Annotated in this window: 17 protein-coding genes, 1 tRNA gene and 1 pseudogene; 17 read left to right on the top strand and 2 right to left on the bottom strand. The window is 63.1% G+C overall.

Features of this window, described 5'->3' with window-relative positions; all coding sequences use genetic code 11:
- On the top strand, nt 1-1324 hold a 1324-nt coding region (gene trpE, locus ACNA7R_RS15605; protein WP_416284468.1), incomplete at its 5' end, for an anthranilate synthase component I.
- Nucleotides 1321-1950: an anthranilate synthase component II gene (gene trpG / locus ACNA7R_RS15600; protein ID WP_416284467.1), complete on the top strand. Its 630-nt coding sequence runs from the start codon at nt 1321-1323 to the stop codon at nt 1948-1950. The genes trpE and trpG, both read left to right, overlap by 4 nt.
- A gap of 260 nt (nt 1951-2210) precedes the next feature.
- Here the strand turns inward: trpG and ACNA7R_RS15595 are convergent, their stop codons facing one another.
- Nucleotides 2211-2378, bottom strand: a complete 168-nt coding sequence (locus ACNA7R_RS15595) for a hypothetical protein (protein WP_416284466.1) — start codon at nt 2376-2378, stop codon at nt 2211-2213.
- Nucleotides 2379-2776: 398 nt separating this feature from the next.
- Here ACNA7R_RS15595 and ACNA7R_RS15590 point away from each other — a divergent pair, with 398 nt between their 5' ends.
- The 4 genes from ACNA7R_RS15590 to ACNA7R_RS15575 all read left to right on the top strand — a co-directional run bounded on the left by ACNA7R_RS15590 (nt 2777) and on the right by ACNA7R_RS15575 (nt 8491).
- A complete protein-coding gene (locus ACNA7R_RS15590; RefSeq protein ID WP_416284465.1) occupies nt 2777-7294 on the top strand; it encodes an adenosylcobalamin-dependent ribonucleoside-diphosphate reductase in 4518 nt (1505 codons plus the stop codon).
- Nucleotides 7295-7409: 115 nt separating this feature from the next.
- Nucleotides 7410-7727, top strand: coding sequence for a carboxypeptidase regulatory-like domain-containing protein (locus tag ACNA7R_RS15585; RefSeq protein ID WP_416284464.1), 318 nt, complete (start codon nt 7410-7412; stop codon nt 7725-7727).
- 38 nt (nt 7728-7765) lie between these two features.
- Nucleotides 7766-7930, top strand: coding sequence for an HVO_2523 family zinc finger protein (locus ACNA7R_RS15580; protein WP_416284463.1), 165 nt, complete (start codon nt 7766-7768; stop codon nt 7928-7930).
- Nucleotides 7931-8107: 177 nt separating this feature from the next.
- Entirely contained in the window at nt 8108-8491 is a 384-nt protein-coding gene (locus tag ACNA7R_RS15575; protein WP_416284462.1) for a DUF5830 family protein, read from the top strand.
- 4 nt (nt 8492-8495) lie between these two features.
- Here ACNA7R_RS15575 and ACNA7R_RS15570 read toward each other — a convergent pair whose 3' ends face one another.
- Nucleotides 8496-9473: a hypothetical protein gene (locus ACNA7R_RS15570; protein WP_416284461.1), complete on the bottom strand. Its 978-nt coding sequence runs from the start codon at nt 9471-9473 to the stop codon at nt 8496-8498.
- Between the two features lie 101 nt (nt 9474-9574).
- On the opposite strand from ACNA7R_RS15570, the gene ACNA7R_RS15565 reads away from it, so the two are divergent.
- The 11 genes and pseudogenes from ACNA7R_RS15565 to ACNA7R_RS15515 form a co-directional block, all read left to right on the top strand.
- A tRNA-Met gene (locus tag ACNA7R_RS15565) sits at nt 9575-9726 on the top strand.
- A 141-nt stretch (nt 9727-9867) separates the two neighbouring features.
- Complete coding sequence (locus ACNA7R_RS15560) at nt 9868-10344, top strand: hypothetical protein (protein WP_416284460.1); 477 nt, start codon at nt 9868-9870, stop codon at nt 10342-10344.
- A 139-nt stretch (nt 10345-10483) separates the two neighbouring features.
- Nucleotides 10484-11023, top strand: a complete 540-nt coding sequence (locus tag ACNA7R_RS15555; protein WP_416284459.1) for a DUF5798 family protein — start codon at nt 10484-10486, stop codon at nt 11021-11023.
- 192 nt (nt 11024-11215) lie between these two features.
- Nucleotides 11216-11410 (top strand): hypothetical protein, encoded by a 195-nt coding sequence (locus tag ACNA7R_RS15550; RefSeq protein ID WP_416284458.1) that lies wholly within the window; start codon nt 11216-11218, stop codon nt 11408-11410.
- Nucleotides 11407-11817: a hypothetical protein gene (locus tag ACNA7R_RS15545; protein ID WP_416284457.1), complete on the top strand. Its 411-nt coding sequence runs from the start codon at nt 11407-11409 to the stop codon at nt 11815-11817. The genes ACNA7R_RS15550 and ACNA7R_RS15545 overlap by 4 nt, the downstream gene beginning before the upstream one ends.
- Nucleotides 11814-12269 carry a hypothetical protein gene (locus ACNA7R_RS15540; protein ID WP_416284456.1) on the top strand — a complete coding sequence of 152 codons (456 nt, stop codon included), beginning with the start codon at nt 11814-11816 and terminating at the stop codon, nt 12267-12269. The genes ACNA7R_RS15545 and ACNA7R_RS15540 overlap by 4 nt, the downstream gene beginning before the upstream one ends.
- A 40-nt stretch (nt 12270-12309) precedes the next feature.
- On the top strand, nt 12310-12789 hold the full coding sequence (locus ACNA7R_RS15535; protein ID WP_416284455.1) for a hypothetical protein: 480 nt from the start codon (nt 12310-12312) through the stop codon (nt 12787-12789).
- Between the two features lie 155 nt (nt 12790-12944).
- The gene (locus tag ACNA7R_RS15530) at nt 12945-13241 is read left to right on the top strand and encodes a hypothetical protein (RefSeq protein ID WP_416284454.1); all 297 of its coding nucleotides are present in this window, start codon (nt 12945-12947) and stop codon (nt 13239-13241) included.
- A 390-nt stretch (nt 13242-13631) separates the two neighbouring features.
- Nucleotides 13632-13856 carry an ArsR family transcriptional regulator gene (locus ACNA7R_RS15525; RefSeq protein WP_416284453.1) on the top strand — a complete coding sequence of 75 codons (225 nt, stop codon included), beginning with the start codon at nt 13632-13634 and terminating at the stop codon, nt 13854-13856.
- Nucleotides 13857-14469 (top strand): annotated as a pseudogene (locus ACNA7R_RS15520) (IS6 family transposase); the annotation flags it as partial.
- 81 nt (nt 14470-14550) lie between these two features.
- On the top strand, nt 14551-15527 hold a 977-nt coding region (locus ACNA7R_RS15515; protein WP_416284452.1), incomplete at its 3' end, for an ice-binding family protein.

Here is a 15527-nt window from a genome sequence, read left to right as displayed (position 1 = left end):
GGCGAACCCCCCGCTTCGGGAACTCGAGACCGATCCCGAGGGCGATACGGTCGACACGCTCCGGGCCGCCCTGCCGGACGTCCGGCTCGAGAACTTCCCGGACCACGACCGCCAGCACCTGGAGGGCGGGCTGGTCGGCTTCCTCGCCTACGACGCCGTCTACGACCTCTGGCTCGAGGAGGTCGGCTGCGAGCGGCCCGACTCGCGGTTCCCGGACGCCCAGTTCGTCCTGACGACGAGGACGCTCGCGTTCGACGAACGCGACGGGACGGTCTCGCTCGTGTTCACACCCGTTCTCGAGGACGGCGACGACCCCGACGCGGTCTACGACGACCTGCTCGCGGAGGCCAAGGACGTCGCCGGAACGCTTCGGGAGGCCTCGGAGCCGGACTCGGGCGGGTTCGTCCGCGAGGACGAGCGGGCAGGCTCGCGCGAGGAGTACGAGGAGAGCGTCCGCCGCGCGAAAGAGCACGTCCTCGACGGCGACATCTACCAGGGCGTGATTTCGCGCACGCGGGAGCTGTACGGCGAGGTCGACCCCATCGGCTTCTACAAGGCGATGCGCGAGGTCAACCCCTCGCCGTACATGTATCTGCTCGAGCACGACGACCTGACCGTCGTCGGCGCGAGCCCGGAGACGCTGGTCTCGGTACGGGGTCGCGAAATCATGTCGAACCCGATCGCGGGTACCTGCGATCGGGGCTCGGGCCCCGTCGAGGACCGCCGGCTGGCCGGCGAGATGCTGGCCGACGAGAAGGAACGGGCCGAACACACGATGCTGGTCGATCTGGCGCGCAACGACGTGCGCCGGGTCGCCGAGCCCGGCTCCGTGCGGGTCGACGAGTTCATGAACGTGCTGAAGTACAGCCACGTCCAGCACATCGAGTCGACGGTGACGGGCCAGCTAGCGGCGGACGCAGATGTTGCCGAACCGCGTTCGGCATCCCGGGAGACCGCGTCTCCCGATGCGTTCGACGCGACGCGGGCCGCCTTCCCCGCAGGCACCCTCTCGGGGGCGCCGAAGATCCGCGCGATGGAGATCATCGACGACCTCGAGGCCGAACCCCGCGGGCTGTACGGCGGCGGGGTCGGCTACTACTCCTGGACGGGCGACGCCGACTTCGCGATCGTGATTCGAACTGCGACGGTAGAACGGGAGGACGAACGCGACCGGATCACCGTCCAGGCCGGCGCCGGACTGGTCGCCGACAGCGACCCGACCGCAGAGTACGAGGAGACCGAAAAGAAGATGGGCGGCGTGCTGGCCGCCCTCGAGAAGATCGAGGACGAACGGACTGAGGCCACCCCGGAGGTGGGGCGATGAGCGCGACCGGAACCGCGGACGAGCGCGAGTCGGAGGGCGAGACCGTCCGGGTCCTCGTGATCGACAACTACGACTCCTTTACGTACAACCTCGTCGAGTACGTCAGCCAGCAGCCCGGGACCGAGACCGAGGTCCGCAAGAATACGGCTTCGCTCGAGGAGGTCCGCGCGGTCGACCCCGACGCGATCATCGTCAGCCCCGGGCCGGGTCATCCGAAGAACGACCGCGACGTCGGCGTCTCGACGGCCGTCCTCCGGGAGGTCAGCCCCGAGGTGCCGACCCTAGGCGTGTGTCTCGGTCTCGAGGCCGCCGTCTACGCTTACGGCGGCTCGGTCGGGCGCGCACCCGACCCGGTCCACGGCAAGGCCTGGGCGGTCGACCACGACGGCGCGGGCGTCTACGCCGGACTCGAGCAGGGATTTCGCGCCGGCCGGTACCACTCGCTTGTCGCGACCGAGATTCCGGACTGCTTCGCGGTGACGGCGACGGCCGACCACGACGGCACCGAACTGGTCATGGGCGTGCGCCACCGCGAGCACCCGATCGAGTGCGTGCAGTTCCACCCCGAGAGCGTCCTCACTGCGGTAGGCCACGACGTGATCGAGAACTTTCTCGAGGGGCTGTGACGGGCGTCGGTTCGTCTACTTTTGGCTCGATTTCTGTTACTCCCGACTGAGCGACCGGCATTGCGGTGGCGCGCGCTGACCGAGAGCGAGCGAACTGCGAGCTCTCGGACCCAAGCCGTGCGAGGGATGAACGAGGGAGCAACGCGACCGAGTGAATCGGCTGGGGAGGGCGTGGCGATTCCGTGTTGCCGGCTCGAGCAGCACGCTCGAGTCCTCAACTGTCACCTCACGGCCGATATCGTTCCGGACTTCCGGTCGACTTATCCGATAACGCCGACAGTGTAGAGTCCCGCGAGGGCGACGCCGGCGACGAGGCCGACGCGAACGGCGAGTTTGATCGCGACACGGACCGCGAGGATCGTAACCAGAACGAGGACGAGGGCGGCCAGGGCGAGCAAGCCCGTGCTGGACGTGAGTGGATCGAGCATACGTTCCACCCCGCACGGCAACTATGTAGTCTTTCTGGATATATTGAAAGACACGATTACGATACAGTGTCTTTTCCGTATGGCTCGAGAGGTAGATGAGCGACTATTTCGTCCGCAAATTTACTTTCAGTCTCCTCTGAAAATCATTAAGTCCGTCGCCGTACTACTCTCTCGCAAGCGCGAAGAGAGCCGTTTCGCCCTCGCATCGCAACCCCCGATTGAGTACAGGACCAGCTACGCAACTATGGTTGTACTACTACAATACAAATGGAAGAATACCACTACAATTATGAGGCGCCGATGAATACCGATTCTTCGCTACAAATGACCCACGCCAGGACCCGGACCCGCGACGGAATCCGCACGCGTCGGCGGGCTACCCTCGAGGTGACCCGCGCATGAGCGAATCCGACCTCTCCGCGGAGGAGCTTACCCTCCCGATCAAGCGCACCGAGGGCGACACCCTCGAGCAGCGCCTGACCGACAACGCCTACGACAACATTCTCCCCGCCCGATACCTCCGCAAGGACGCCGACGGCGAACTCGTCGAGAGCCAGGAGGATCTGTTCGACCGCGTCGGCAAGAACATCGCGCTGGCCGAAGCCGTCTACGAGGCCGAGAAGCGCGACCTCGAGATCACGGTCACGCCCGACCAGCTCAAGCCCGACCACCCGCGGCGGGACGAACTCGCGGCGGAAGTGTTCGGTGCGGGCACCACCGCGGACGACGAGGCCGAAGCCGCGCTCTCTATCTACAACGTCAACAAGTTCGCCTACGACACCGTCGTTCCCGAACTGCCCGAGGAGGTCCGGGCTCACGTCGAGGACGTCGCCGAGGAGTTCCAGGAGATGATGGCGAACCTGGACTTCATGCCGAACTCGCCGACCCTGATGAACGCGGGCGACGAGCTCCAGCAGCTCTCGGCGTGTTTCGTCGACTCCCCGGAGGACGACATCGACGACATCCACCAGACCGCGAAAGAGGCCGCCCAGGTCTTCCAGTGTCTCACCGAGGAGTCGACGGTGATGGTCGAGGGGAAAGGAGTCGTCAGCGTCGCGGACGTGGAAGCCGGTGACCGCATCGCACAGCGAACCGACTCGGGATTCCAGTACAAACCAGTCGAGGAGACACATACGTACGAGGACGCGGAGACGCTTACGGTTACCCTCGCGAACGGCCTCTCCGTCCGTGGAACGCCGAACCACCGACTCATGGTCGATGGCGAGTGGACCCGACTCGACGAGATCCGGACTGGTCAGGAGATACACTACGCGCTGGGCTGGCTTCGGGAGGCGGACCGCGAACTCCCGGAGCTGGCGTCGGTAGCGAGCGGTGCTCGGTGGAGCGAAAACAGAAGCGTCGAGAACGCGGAGATTTTCGAGCTGTATCAGGAGGGACTCAGCGATTACGAGATCGCGGAGCGCCTCGATTGCGGGAAGTCCACGGTACAGCGTCGGCGGAGCAACGAGCTGGAGCTCCCGGCGAACGGGAGCGGCGGACGGAACCCCGGTTCCACGTCGTTCGACGAATCGACGGCCCGCGAACTGTACCGAGACGGACACACCGACGCGGAGATCGCCGACAAACTGGACGTTCACCAAGCGACCGTCGGGCAGTTCCGTGCCCGCGAGCAGTTCTCGCCGAACGGGACGGCCGTCAAAACGGTCCAGCAGCCGGAGCAGCTCAGCGAAAACCTCGCGGAGCTCGTCGGCCTCTGGCTCGGTGACGGGTCGTGGCACCAGGACGGTGTCCGGTTCCATATCGGACGCGAGGGCGTTGCCGAGTACGTCGACGAACTCTCTCGACAGCTGTTCGGTACATCGACATCGGTCTCCGATGCGGATGGGTGCTTCGAGGTCGGTATCAACAGCCACGAGATCAAGCGCTGGTGGAAAGCGAACTTCGCCTGTAAGCCCGACGAAGCCCAGTCCGCTCGCGTTCCACGGGTTATCAAGCGTGCACCTGCCAGCGTCGTCGAAGCGTTCCTCCGAGGGTACTTCACCGCGGATGGAACGCTGCTAAACGGGACGTATCCGAAGCTGTACAGTGCATCCGAACGGGCAATCGACGACGTCGCGACGCTGATGATGGGACTCGGTTATCCAGTCAAGAAGTCGGTCATCCGCGACGAGGACGCCCATCCGTACTACGGCCTCATTCCGACGACCGGTGAGGGGCGAAAAGCGTTCCTTCGCGAGGTCGGGTTCATCGACGAACGTCGCGAGATCGGTCTGTCGAACATCGATTCCGTGACCGCCCGCGACTCTCACGTTATCGGTGAGGAGTACAGGGTCGAAGTCGATTCCGTGACCGAATCCGACCCCGCGACCGTCTACGACATTACCGTCGCGGACAATCACGAGTACGTGACCGACGGGATCGTCTCGCACAACAGTGGCGGCGGCATGGGCTACGCCTTCTGGCGCCTGCGGCCCTACGGCGACGCGGTTGGATCGACCGGCGGTATCGCGTCGGGCCCGATCACGTTCATGCGAACCTACGATCAGATGTGCGAGACGATCGCTCAGGGCGGTGCCCGACGGGGCGCCCAGATGGGCGTCATGCGCGTCTCCCACCCGGACGTCATCCAGTTCATCCACGCCAAGAACAAGGACGTCTCGCTGGCCGAGACGCTGCGCCTGAACGACCCCGACGACTACACCCACACCTCCTTCCAGGACGCCCTCGAGGAGGCCCGCGAACTGATCGACGACGAGGGACGCGTCCCGAAGCACCTCCGGAACGCCGTCGAGGGCCACCTCTCGAACTTCAACATCTCCGTCGGCGTCACGGACGACTTCATGGAGGCCCTGCAAGCGGGCGAGGAGTTCACGTTCACCAACCCCCGGACGGAGGAACCCCACGTCGCGACCGCGGAGACGAAGGAGCTGTACGAGATGTTCGGCCTCGGCGAGTACGTCGAGGTCGGCGAGGAGCTGTCGATTCCCGCAGAAGAGCTCTGGGACGACATCGTCGAGGGCGCCCACGAGAACGGCGAACCTGGCGTGATCTACCTCGAGCGGGTCAACAAGCAACACTCCTTCGATGTGGACAAACATCCAGATCATAGGATTCTTGCAACAAATCCATGCGGAGAACAACCGTTAGAGGAGTACGAGGCCTGTAACCTCGGCCACATCAACCTCTCGACGCTCGCGGATCTCGAGGCACCCGACTGGCGCGTCTGGTACGACGAGCACGGCGACGAGTACGAGGACCTCGAGGCGGCCGTCGACGCCTTCCTCGAGGAAGCCGTCGATTTCGAGGAGTTCGATCGACGCATCGAGATGGGCACTCGGTTCCTCGAGAACGTCGTCACGATGAGCGACTTCCCGGTCGACAAGATCGAACAGAAGGTCCGGGAGATGCGCAAGATCGGGCTGGGCATCATGGGGCTGGCACAGCTGTACATCCAGCTGGGCATGGAGTACGGCAGCGAGACCTCAAACGAGGTCGCGCGCCAGCTGATGACCCACATCAACCACGAGGCGAAGTGGACCAGCCACGAACTCGCCCGGGAGCGGGGCTCGTTCGCCGACTGGGCGGACTCGAAGTACGCCGATCCCACGGAGTACCGCGAGTGGTTCGAGCACCAGACCGGCCTCGACGCCGACGACTGGGCCGATGGCTTCCCGATCCGTAACCACAACGTGACGACCATCGCGCCGACGGGTACGACCTCGATGGTCGGCAACACGACCGGCGGCTGCGAACCGATCTACAACGTCGCCTACTACAAGAACGTCTCCGACGACGTCCAGGGCGACGAGATGTTAGTCGAGTTCGACGACTACTTCCTCCGGGTGCTCGAGGACAACGGTATCGACGTCGACGCCGTCAAAGAGGAGGCTCAGGAGCAGATGGCGACCAACCAGTTCAACGGCGTCGAGGGGCTCTCGACGGTGCCCGACGCGATCGGCGAGCTGTTCGTCACGACCGGCGACCTCTCGGCGAAAGACCACGCCGGCGTGCAGGTCGCCTGTCAGGCCGGCGTCGACTCCGCCATCTCGAAGACGGTCAACGCGCCGAACGATTCGACGCTCGAGGACGCCAAGGACGTCTTCGAGTACATCTACGAGCACGGCGGGAAGGGCGTCACCTACTACCGCGACGGCACCCGCAGCAAGCAGGTGCTGACCACGCGCGCGGACAACGCCGACTTCGCCGACGAGACCGAGGCCGCCGAGGCCCTGGTCGAACAGATCGACGAGATCTTCGGCGGCCTCGAGGCGTTCCTCGAGAGCGAGGACATCCAGGAGATCCTCGAGGATGACGCCGGCTCGCTGGTCGACGAGGCGGACGACCGCGAGCCCGTGCAGGTCGACTTTACCGAGAAACGCGAGCGCCCCGACGCCCTCCAGGGTGTCAGCCAGCGTATCGACACCGGCTACGGGAAGGTGTACGTGACGATCAACGAGGATCCCGAGACCGGCCAGCCGTTCGAGCTGTTCGCGAACATCGGCCACTCGGGCGGGTTCACCAACTCCTTCACCGAGGCGCTGGCGAAGGTCATCTCGACCTCGCTGCGCTCGGGCGTCGACCCCGAGGAGATCGTCGACGAACTCTGCGGGACTCGAAGTCCCAAAGTGGCCTGGGACAAGGGCGAGCAGATCCAGTCGATCCCCGACGCCATCGGCACCGCCATGCGTCGCTACCTCGAGGACGAGATCGACAAACCGTACCCGACCCAGCAGACCTTAGAGGACGCGGCCGACACGGACGCCGATGCGGCCGTCGACGGCCCGAAGACCGACGGCGGCGCCGCTGCCGCGAACGCGGCAAACGATGACGACGACGCGATTCAGGACCTCATCGACGCCGGCGAGTCACCCGAGTGTCCGGACTGCGGTTCGCTGTCGCTGTACTACTCCGAAGGCTGCAAGACCTGCGAGTCCTGCGGCTGGAGCGAGTGCTGACGGTCGGGAGCTGACGCGATCGCCGTTTCGGCCTTTTGGCGGACTCGAGCGAACCGAGCGCGGCCCCATCATGTTCAGGTGATACCATTTTCCTCGTGGCGTGCGAACGTTCAGCATGAGAACGACGCGATCGCTCGTCCTGGAGGTCGATACCGACGAGGTACTGCTCGGCGAACCCGTGACGGTCCGGGTTCGGGACCGACTGCAGAACCCGATCGAGGGCGTCACCGTCTCCAGTCGGAGCAAGGCCGTCCGAACGGACGCGACGGGGCGCTGTCAGCTCGCCTTCCACGCGCCCGGACTGTGGTCGCTCACCGCGACCAAATCCGGCGAAGGCGAACTCACGTACCGGCCGGCGACGACGCTGATCCGGGCGATCACGAGGCCGGCGATGGCACGGCGGGTGCGCCGGATCGCCGCCTGCTCCGAGTGAGCGGGAGCTACTTGAGGGCCTCGAGCCAACGAGATCGTATGAGCGACGACGGGAGAACCGACCCCGATAGACCGGAGTCGACGACCGAAGCCGAGGGAGCACCGACCTGTCCGCACTGTCAGGCACCGATGTACAAGCGCCACTGCAAGTACGTCTGCCCCCAACACGGCGTGGTGATCGACTGTAGCGATCCGTTTCGGTAGTCCGCGACAGCCATCGGAGGAGCACACTCCCCTTCCGAGTCCGCTCGAGGCGACGGAACCACCGGTGCGAACGCGTCTTCTGCGAAACGTACCTCCAGCCGCGTCGGACGGCCGCGGCCGTCGACCGCTACGACCTCAACACAACGTTTATTCGCCCCGCCGGGCCAGTTTCCGTCGATGAACGGCGACGAGCGCGCGGTCGACCCGACTGACGACCGCGTCGAACTCGGGCTGGCGCTGCTCGAGCGACTCGAGCACGAGTCGCTACCCCTGCCGGACGTCGTCGACCGGATCGAGACCGTCACCACGGATCCGACGGTCGCCCGGACGATCCTCGATCAGGCCGAACTCCGCGGGATCATCGAGCGCGAGGACGGCATCGTCCGACCGAAGAGCCGCCAGTACGTACGGTTCGATCGCGACGTGATCACGAAAGAGGGCGAGTTCTCCTGTCGGCGCTGCGGCTCGGGGCTCTCGACGGGCTACTTCATCGACCTCGAAAGCGGCGAGCTCGGTCCGTACGGCTCCTCCTGTATTCGAAAGGTGACGGGCCGGGAGTAGGCCGTTACCGTCCCTGCCGGAGTTCGCCGATGAGTCGCTCGATCGTTTGCTGTTGGGCCTCGAGTCGCTCGTTCTGGCGCTCGACGGCGTCCTCGAGGGCCTCGAGCCGCTCGAGGACCTCCTGGTTCGCCGCGTCGTCGCCGACGGAGCCGGCAGCGGCTGCCCGCGCGACGTCCTGGGTGGCGTCGGCCGGCGCGCCGTCGACGGTGCCGGCCATCGGCGGTCGCGACTCGACCGCGGCCCGCTGGCCGTCGGCTCGAGTCGGTTCCGAACGGACGGCACGTCTCGGCGACTGGCCGGATCCGCCCGCTCGCTCGTCGCTGCGCTCCTCGGACTCCTCGAGCGGGTCCGGTTCCTCCTCGAGGGCGGTTCCCGTCGTGCGCTCGTAGTAGTCGACCAGCGCCCGCTTGAGTCGCTCCCGGAGGTCGTCGGCCGCGTCGTTGGGCGCTTTGATCCGCTGGGGCCGCCCGTCGACCTCGAGGACGATGCGGGTCGCGACGTCGCCGTCCTCGAAGGAGAGGTTCGTCACGTTCCGGAAGTGGTAGGCCTCGGAGCCCTCGTCCCAGACCGCCGCGCCGACGTGTTCGATCAGTCGCTTCTCGGTCAGGATCAGCGTGAGTTCGCTGAACCGGTAGACCTCGATGAGCGACTCGTCGGAATCGATGACCCCGTTCGTTCGCAACACGCCCGCCAGCACGGGTCTGAGGACGTCGTCGGTCTTGCTCGCGGGAACGGTCACCTCGGCGGTGTCCGAGAGCGGGTATTCGAGGGTGAGCGACGTCTTTCGGCGCCCCTCCGAGACGGTGAGCCGATCGGCGTCGTACGTGAGCTCCTCGATCGACTCGTCGGTCAGTAACCCCTCCGCGCGGTAGACGATGCTGCTCGAGTCCGCGACGAAGAGCTCGTCGTCACCGCCGAGCGAGACCCGTGTTCGGACCTCCTCGTCGCCGAGAGCGGATCGAACGATGACGGGAACGGTCATATCCGGCGTTGGGTAGGTTCGGTGATAAATGCGTGGGTTCTGCTTGCACGGCCGACGCGAAAGGGAAGGTTAAAGAAACAGACCGCACTACTCGAAAACGAGCCCGGGTGGCTTAGCTGGACATAGCGCCGCACTCATAGGGTTCAGAGATTCGGTGCGGTTTCGCCTTGGAAGCCTCCGTGTCCCCGAGAGGACTGCCGAGCCTCGGACCTGGGACATGCGGAGATCGAGGGTTCGGAGCCCTCCCCGGGCACTCATCAAATTCTTTATATGCCAACGTAAAAACACCCCGAGAGACGGGTGTTTGCTGTCCTCGAGCAAAAACACGTAGTCACAATAATATAGCAGATAGGACTCTACAGCATCCTCGATCGGCAGCAACGGGGGATGGAGCATGACATCCGCGTCCGTCGCCGACAACCGCGCGCGCGGCCTAGATGTCGAAGACGAGAGCTGCCGTCAGTGGCCCCTCAAGCCGATTGCTGATGAGCGCGCCCGACGGGACGATTGGTACGATCTCGTCGCGACAGAGCCCTTCAGCGTCGCTGCTCAGTCTGTCGACGCCGGCGATCCGATCGAGTGCAAGTCCTGCTGGGTTCGGTACGAGTCGCGCAGAGGCCAGTGGTGGATCGCGCGCGCGAACCACGAGCGACTCGTCAGCGCCGGCGGCTGGTACATTCTCTCGGTGGTCGATCCAGAGACCGAGTACATCCTCCGGATGTCGCTCGTCGGTGCGTCAGTTATCGATCAGCTGATCGCCGAGCGGTGGACGAACTGCGGCCGTGGCGGTCAGACCGTCGAACAGTACCGCCAGATCCCGTGGTCAGCCGTCTTTGATCCCACCGAGACCCCAGGAGGTGAGACAGCTTGAGCTCGTCTACGAGTGCGTACGAGCCCGACTGTCCCGGGTGTGGCTGGATCCTTCCCGAGTCCTGGCGCCTCGAGGACGATCGGTCTCGCTGGGAGTGTCGTAACTGCCGTCGCACCTTCGGCGTTCACGAGGTGGTTCGATGAGCGTCGCTCCTCGGAGTGCCGAGGACGTGAAGGAGCTGTTCGAATCGCTTCGCGATCGCGTCAACGACTTCGAGGCCCGACTGGATGCGTTCTCGAGCTGGCTCGAGAACACCGACGACCGCGTCAGCGAACTCGAGGACGAGAACGACGAGCTCCGAGCCCGTCTCGATGCGCTCGAGTCGCGGATGGACGTCCTTGAGGACGACTCCAGCAGCAAGGACGGGAAGGTCCGACAGATCGTCGCCGGCGCCGAGAACAATCGCACCGGCGATCAGTCCGCGGTCGTGATGAACGCCGCGAAGATTGTGACGGTGACCGGCGTCTCACGACGCTACGCTTACGACCTGATCGACGATCTCCCGGAGCAGTACCACTGGATCCTCACGCGGAGCGAAGCGAGAGAGCGCCAGTTCGGCAGCATCGAGATCGACGACGGGAAGCAAACGAAGGCGATCGTGATCGACTTTGAAGCACTTCACAGCGACCCGGAGGCTGTGAACAAGTTCACCACAAGCTCCGAGGGAGGGGGGCGGTAGAGATGGGTTTCTTCCAACGCGGCATTCCACCGCCCTTTCATTCGGCTAAAATCTCGTTGTAGTAGTAGTGTTAATTATCAAACAATTAGCGGTGGGTGTGTTCGCTCTCGGCTCTCTCTCGGAGAGAGCGAGCGAGTTCGACCCGCCGTCGGCCTGTGGTGAACAAGTTCAATGGACCCTCAGCACACATCGGTGGAATCGAACACTCGCAATCTGGGAGAAGAGATCCTCTCTCGTCTGTCCCGGGGCGCGTGGGCGAAACAGTTCCTGATCGAGGCGGTCGTCGACGAAACAGAGTACGATCGCGAGGCTGTTCTCCGGGTGTTCGACGAACTCGAGAACACCGGTCGGATCTACACTTTCAACGGGGTGGTCAAGCGGACATGAGCGTCCCGATGCAAGCGTCGACGTCTGACAACTGCGACTGGACGTACAAGCGCTCGCTCCACGAGGGAGACCTCTCGCCCGAGGAGAACACGAAAATCGCCGATCGCGTGATCCGGCACCACGAGTGGAACTGCACGAAAGACGAACCCGGCAACGAGTGGGGCGATACGGTAGAGGTCGAGAAGGAGGTCATCGCGACCGGCGATCGAGAGATCGCGACCGATGGCGGCCACCCGCCGGAGATCGAGAACTGTCCGAATCAAGACATCCCGAAGAGCAACCCGTTCCGCGACCGAATCATCGACCTTCGATCAGACGGCCACAGTTGGGAAGAGATCTGGGAACTCCTCGAGGAGGCATACAACCCAGTCGATAGGGCTGCGTTCGAGGAGTGGTCGGACCAATGAGCCAGTCCGACTCGCCAGATGGACTCACCGAAGCACAGCGCCGCAAACGGTCCAAAGAGGTCTACGATCGCGTCGTCAGCACGGTTGACAAGAACTCCGGTGGGCCCCAGCCCCCACTCGCGAAACAGTCATCGATCTTCGGCAGCCTGCACACTGCCGGTTACGGCCCCTACGGTCACGATAGCATCCACAATGCGATGATAGCCGCTTGCTCGAACGGCGACCTGATCCGCGGGAAAGACCGTCGCGGCAACCCGCGGCTCGGGATCAACGACGGAGCGACGCTCGCCGAAAAGCTCGATAGCTATCTCTCGGGGCGCGACAGCTCACGAGAAGATCTCGTCGTCCTCGGGATCGAGGCCTACGTCCGCGTCGCCGACGAGCCGGACTCGGAGCTGATCGGACGCGCGAACGAACGACTCGCACAGCTGCGCGGTGATCAGGATGACTGACCGGACTATCGATCCGGAGAGCAAAGGACTGCGGTATCGAGTGGTCGACCAACAGGACGGCGCCCAGCTGCTCGCACCGGTCTACCCGAGCTACCCGCGGACACGCGCAGAGATCGAAGCACTTCGCGAACTCGCCACGATCGTCGACGTCGCCCCAACCGGCCACATTCGGATCGGCGAGGAAACGGCTCGCGAGCTCGAGGCCGCCGTCGGCGAAGAGGTCTCGGCTGTCGAGATCGACCAAGCCCGGATCGCGATCATCGGAAGCGTGGTGTCTGAGGTCTTCTCAAATCTGATGGAGATCATCGCGGATTTCGTGCAGGCGTTCCGTGACGCGCTGAAAACCGTCGCGGAGAGTCTCGCCGAGGCGTTCAAGACTGCCGACGTCGACGAGCCCGAAGCCGATACTCGAGAGCAGAGGCTTCCGGCGAAGATTCGAGAGGCACGAGCTTGCCGACAAGATCGTCGCGGCCGACTCGAGAGCCAACTCGGGACCGAACGGTATGGAGGGTCGCGATGAGTAACGCCTACCGCTGCAATCGGTGCGGCGAGTATCACGATACGCCGGTCGGGATGATCCTCGAGAACCGCGGCGCAGCGCTTCGGAGACACCTCGACTTCGAGACGAGCACACTGCACTTTTGCGAGTCGTGTCGGGGCGCGTTCGGCGAGTTCATGGACGCCGACGCCGACGATCCAGAGCTCGAGGCTGACGACCACGACGCTGAGGAGCAGGAACTCCTCGATGCGCTGCCGGAGTGCGAGACCTGTGGCGAGCCGGTCAAATCGATCGAAAATGGTGCATCCAAGCTCCAGCCAGGGGATTGCATTAGTATCGTGACGGTTCCGTACGCAGCAGATCCAGCTCGCCGAGAGCCAGATCTACAGGTAATCCGCCACGCGACCGACGCCGAAGACGCGCTCGAGTCGCAGTGGATCGAGACCGAAGACCGTGATCGAAATGAAATATAGTGATTTGCACTGCGTTGAGTGCCACGAGCGCCGGATCGTCGACTCCGATCAGTGTCTCAACTGCGGTGCCGAGTTCGATCGGGAGCGTGTTCGAAATGTGTGAGTGCAACCACCGCGATCGCGTTGGATCAACGATCCTCGAGCCTCGCGGAATTGAAACGAGTATCTGCTACCAGTGCGGCGCGATCGATCCCGAAGGGCGTGTAACGAGTGACGATGCCGCACCCTCCGACAGCAGTACGCGAATCCCGCCGATGGGCGAAGTCCTATCTCTCACAGGAGGGATCTATCTCGGCGGGTTCGCGATGTGGTTGCACGAGTCCCTGGGTTTCGCTCTACTGGCGCTCGGGCTGGTGGTCTTAGCGGTTAGGGATTGGACAGGTGATCACGATGAGTGAGGAAGTGCTTCGAGAACTCCCACCGACGGCACTACTGGTCTACCGAGCCCTCGAGGACGCCGACGACCCGCTGACGAAAGTCGAGATCGCCGATCGAACCTATAGACCCGAGCCGTCGATCGATAACGCACTCAGCCAACTCGCTTACCAGGATCTGATCGATTCAGACTATCTGATGACCGACCGGCGGAAGAAGGTCTACTATCTTGATAGCTAGCAGCAGATGGCGACGCCTGTCAGGGCGTTCGCCGTCCGGCTCCATGCGACAGGTTGTTCACTTCGAAAGACACAAGCAATTCTTCGCTCACTCGGCGCTGAGCGCTCTCATCAAGCGATCTGGAACGAGGTACATCGGCTGGCTGATAGTGTTCCTGACCCGCCGACGGCGCAGCCGTCGCGGGTCGGGGTTGATGAGACCGCTGTCAGGATTAACGGTGATTGATCTTGAATGTACGCTGCAATAGATCTCGACACGAAACTCATCCTCGACGTCGCACTCTTTGGACGGCGAGGCACCGATCCAGCAGTTGCGTTTCTGCATGGCCTCACCGAGAAACACGATCTCTCCGACGCAGAGTTTCTTGTCGATGGTGCTGACTATCTGACTTCCCTCTCCCGATTAGGATTGAGAGGTCACCTCGACTACGTTGATCGAAACCACATCGAAAAGTGGTTCATACCCTCAAAATACGAGTCGACCGCTTCCATACCTCGTGGGTGGCAGTCGGGCGAGTGCCAGAGAGTAGCTTGAACAGTTTGTCCACTACTATAACACACAGCGACCGCACCAGTCACTCAACAACCAACCGCCAACGGAGGTGCTAAACTAGACAGTGCCCTGCTACGAGGATTTTCAGTTGCTGAGAAAGTTGCCAGTAAATATTACTTGAAGTCGTGTGTCACTATACGAAATGACATTCAGTGAAATAGATAGACGGTCATACATAAGATTGTTAGCAGCAGCTGGATTTACCACAATCGGGGCAGCCAGTGTCCAAGGCCAAGAAGACCCGGGACCAGTCGATCGTGGGGATGCCAGTAACTATACGATCTTGGCGAAATCGGGGATCTCTACAGTTCCCGATTCCGATGTGACGGGAGATATTGGTGTAAGTCCCATCGATTCAACTGCCATCACCGGGTTCGCTTTAGAACTGGATGCATCGGGCGAGTTCGCGACATCGGATCAAGTGGATGGACGTGTAGAAGCAGCCGACTACGCAGAACCGACTCCATCCAACCTAACCACGGCTGTAAGCGATATGGAGTCCGCGTTCACCGATGCCGCCGGACGTGAATCCGACTTCGACGAGTTGGCCGGTGGAAACATCGGCGGTCTGGTCCTGCCTCCGGGGGTCTACAGCTGGAGTACGGACGTCTCAATAAGCGACGACATCGTCCTTCTGGGTGACTCGGATGACACCTGGATTTTCCAGATCGATGGAAATCTCACGACGGCCAGCAACACGAACGTTCTCCTGGCTGGCGACGTCCAGATCGAGAACATCGTCTGGCAAGTTGCTGGTGGCGCTGGTGTGGAGATCGGAACGGATGCACAATTTTCAGGGGTTGTACTGACTCAAACCGGGATCAATGTGCTCACCGGTGCAACGGTGGACGGGTGCCTGTACGCACAGACTGACGTCAATCTGCAGATGGCGACAGTGACAGGCTGCGAGTCTGACCCGATAGTTCCCGATCCAGATGATCCCGATCCAGACGACCCTGACCCAGATGATCCCGAACCGGATGACCCTGACCCAGATGATCCCGAACCGGATGACCCTGACCCAGATGATCCCGAACCGGATGACCCTGACCCAGATGATCCCGAACCGGATGACCCTGACCCAGATGATCCCGAACCGGATGACCCTGACCCAGATGA

It is taken from the genome of Natronococcus sp. (genome assembly GCF_047921035.1).
Lineage (GTDB): Archaea > Halobacteriota > Halobacteria > Halobacteriales > Natrialbaceae > Natronococcus.
This window is presented reverse-complemented; position numbering and strand designations above follow the sequence as displayed.